The sequence below is a fragment of the Vicinamibacteria bacterium genome (assembly GCA_035620555.1).
In the GTDB taxonomy this organism is placed as follows: domain Bacteria; phylum Acidobacteriota; class Vicinamibacteria; order Marinacidobacterales; family SMYC01; genus DASPGQ01.
Map to the genome: position 1 here is coordinate 1 of DASPGQ010000135.1, position 3,270 is coordinate 3,270.

Sequence of the window (3,270 nt, forward strand, 5' to 3'; positions counted from 1 at the left end):
AATCATTTCGGGATGGCTTCGGGAGGGGGAGAGCTTCGCAAGTGTCGATACGCCGCGCATTCGTCAAGATGTCCGTCGCTCTGGCGTTGACATCAGTTGCGTTCTCCACGACTCCTGCCTCCGCACAGTCTCCTGCAACCCAGCCAGACAGCACGGCTGCCGTTTCGGAATCCAACCCAGGCAGTGGGGGGAACGGGGGCGCGGCGGAGTACCCCAAGCCAAAGAATCTGCAAAGCGAAATCGAGGTGGCGGCAGCAGATGCGCTGTCGAATACGCCACTGGTCGTGACAGATTCAGCAAGTGCTTCCGGACAGGTGGCATCCGCTGCCGCGCCACAGACAATCAACGAACGCTATAAAGACGGAATTGTCATCTGGGAAACTCCCCCGGACGCTGACGTGCCTTTCCTGCTGAAGTTCAACATCAATACCCAACTCCGATATCTCAACACCCAGGATAGCGACGAGGCTTACACCGACCACCTGGGTGTTGCCCGCGACGTTCATACGCGCAACGACATCACGGTCAACCGCGCGATGTTCATCCTGGGCGGCTACATCTTCGACCAGCGGGCGCGATACAGCTTCACGGTCTGGACGTCCGCCGGGGCCGCTTCGATCGTTGTCGCGAGCAACATCGGCTGGCAATTCAACAAGGCCCTCGCGATCACCGCGGGTTACACGGGCGTGCCAGGCAGCCGATCGCTGGTGAACACGTTCCCATTCTTTACGGCCACCGATCGGAGCATGGCGGACAACTTCTTCCGCCCCGGCTTCACCCAGGGAGTCTGGGCGAACGGACAACCCCTGAAGGATCTGAGCTACTTGGCGTTCGTCGGCAACGGTCTCAATACCTTGAATATCTCGGCAAACCAGATCGATACGAATCTGGTGCTGTCCGGCAGTGTCTGGTGGGAACCACTGGGACAGTATTCGCTGCCTGGTAAATCGCGCCAGATGTATGACGACTACTTCGCCTCGGAAAACACTCGCGTTCGGATCGGAACCAGTCTTACGAGGTCCCGGGAAGACCGTTTTTCCCAGATCGACGAGACTAGTCCCGACAACACTTCCATCTACAATTCCGACGGCGTGCTTGCCTTCTCGACCGGAGCGTTTGCTCCGGGTGTAACGGTCCAGGAAGCCACCTACAGAATGTGGGCGGTCGACGGCGGTCTAAAAAAGAGCGGGTTTTCGGTCAACGGGCAATACTACTTTCGCTGGGTGTACGACTTCCTTGCCGACGGGCCGCTTCCCCTCTCATCGACGTTCGATCACGGCTTCGAGTTGTCGGCGGGCCTCTTCGTCGTACCAAAGACGCTGGTGCTGTATGCCCGCGGAGGGAAGGTTTTCGGACAATTCGCCAGCCCTTATGAGTATGCCGGTGGTGTGAAGTGGTATTTCCTTCCGACCGAGCGCTTGTGGCTCACCGCCGAACTGATGCGAGTTTACAGAGCGCCTTACAGCGGGGCCTTCACTCCTTATACGGCAGGTATGACCGGATGGGTGCCGATGATCCAGACGGTCCTGGCCTTTTGAGAATCTTATCCATACACGCAGGATGACCGGTCGGGCGCCGATGGGTCGGTTGATTCTTCCGACTTCCAACGTTCGCGGACCTCGCATAAGCTCGGAAGGGCTGATATATGCGTAATATAATTGCTTTATAGCTAATATTACGCCATAATAGGCGCTTATGTTTCGAAATCGCGCCATTCTTCCGCGTCTCGCCGACCGCGCTCGGAGCAAATTGGGCAGGCTGATCGTGCTGACCGGGGCACGTCAAACGGGGAAAACAACGCTGGTACGACGGGCCTTTCCCGAGTGGCCGTATGTCTCTCTCGAGGACCCTGTCGTTCGCCCGACGTACTCGCGCATGAGTGCAGCCGAGCTCGAGGAGCGCTATCCCACCGTCGTGCTCGACGAGGTGCAGAAGGCGCCCTCACTGGTTGAAACGGTGAAAGCCGCCTACGACGCCTACCCTCAAACACGATTCATCCTTCTCGGAAGCAGTCAGATTCTCCTTCTCGCGAAGGTACGGGAGAGCCTCGCAGGGCGCGCAGCGATCGAAGAGCTTTGGCCCCTGACCCTTCCCGAGATGGCGACGGAGTCTTGGGACGACTCCTGCCGTGAATCGCGTCTCGTCCGGTGGCTCAGGAATACCAACCATTTCGGGATCTTCGACGGTGTTCCGGGAACGAGCTCGCAGTTCGCGTCGCTTCAACGCCGGTTCGAGACCTATCTCGACTACGGCGCCATGCCGACCGTCACCGACCCCGAGCTGAGTCGCGACGATCGTATTGCCTGGCTCAACGACTACCAACGCACTTATCTCGAGCGAGACGTCACCGACCTCGCTTCGCTGCGCGACCTCGAGCCGTTCGTGGTCGCCCAGAGGGTCATCGCGTCGCGCACGGGTCGGCTCGTGAATTACAGCGACCTCGCGCGATCCGCAGGGATTGCCCCGGCAACGGCCCGCCGCTTTTTGCGGTATCTCGAGCTGAGCTACCAGGTGGTCAAGCTCTCGCCCTTTCACCGAAACGTCGAGAAGAGGCTTTCCAAGTCACCAAAGGTTCATTTCCTCGATCCCGGCATTCTGCGCGCGCTCTTGAATCACTGGGGCGAGCTCACCGGCGAAGAGTACGAGTCCGCGGTCGTCGCCGAAGTCTACAAACAAGTGCGCACCGCGCGGATCGCGACGGACGCGTACCACCTTCGAACTTACGACGATCGCGAGGTCGATCTGTTGCTGGAGCTCGAACATGGATTCGTCGCGTTCGAGATCAAGAAGACCCGACGCATCGCGCGAGCCGACCTGCGCTCGTTCCACGAGCTCGACGAAATCTTGGATAAACCCTTGCTCGCCGGTTTCGCGCTTTCGCAAGATCGAGACGTCCGTTTCATCGAAGATCGCATCCTCGCCCTTCCCGTCGCGTGGGCCCTCGGCCCGCCGGAGCGTGGGGACGTCAGCTAGAATGATGTATCAGAGTGGAGGGCAGTCCAAGGCGGCGAGCTCAGGGGACGCTTCCGCGGCGTCGTCGACAGGGACCCGCTCATAAGCCAATTCTCGGCGCCGACGAATCCCGAGATGGTCGGCGTAGTTTCGAGCGCTGAAAAGCACCTCGAGATCGACGACCGCGCAGGTGGCCGCCTCACCCGCTTCGATAATTGGAGCGAGCCGCTCTCGGACCGAATCGTGGAGCATTCTGGCGAGGGCCTCTTATCGACGAGGTAGCGTGCCGTCAATGCCGCCAGGCCTTCGAAAGGACTC

The 3,270-nt window shown here is 59.7% G+C and carries 3 protein-coding genes; 2 read left to right on the plus strand and 1 reads right to left on the minus strand.

Annotated features, from left to right (window positions below; all coding sequences use genetic code 11):
• Positions 1 to 68: 68 nt before the first annotated feature.
• Together VEK15_05455 and VEK15_05460 are read left to right on the plus strand one after the other, a co-directional pair.
• Entirely contained in the window at positions 69 to 1,538 is a 1,470-nt protein-coding gene (locus VEK15_05455; protein HXV60119.1) for a hypothetical protein, read from the plus strand.
• A gap of 157 nt (positions 1,539 to 1,695) precedes the next feature.
• Entirely contained in the window at positions 1,696 to 2,973 is a 1,278-nt protein-coding gene (locus VEK15_05460; protein ID HXV60120.1) for an ATP-binding protein, read from the plus strand.
• Between the two features lie 9 nt (positions 2,974 to 2,982).
• Here VEK15_05460 and VEK15_05465 read toward each other — a convergent pair whose 3' ends face one another.
• Positions 2,983 to 3,204, minus strand: a complete 222-nt coding sequence (locus tag VEK15_05465; protein ID HXV60121.1) for a hypothetical protein — start codon at positions 3,202 to 3,204, stop codon at positions 2,983 to 2,985.
• Positions 3,205 to 3,270: the final 66 nt, after the last annotated feature.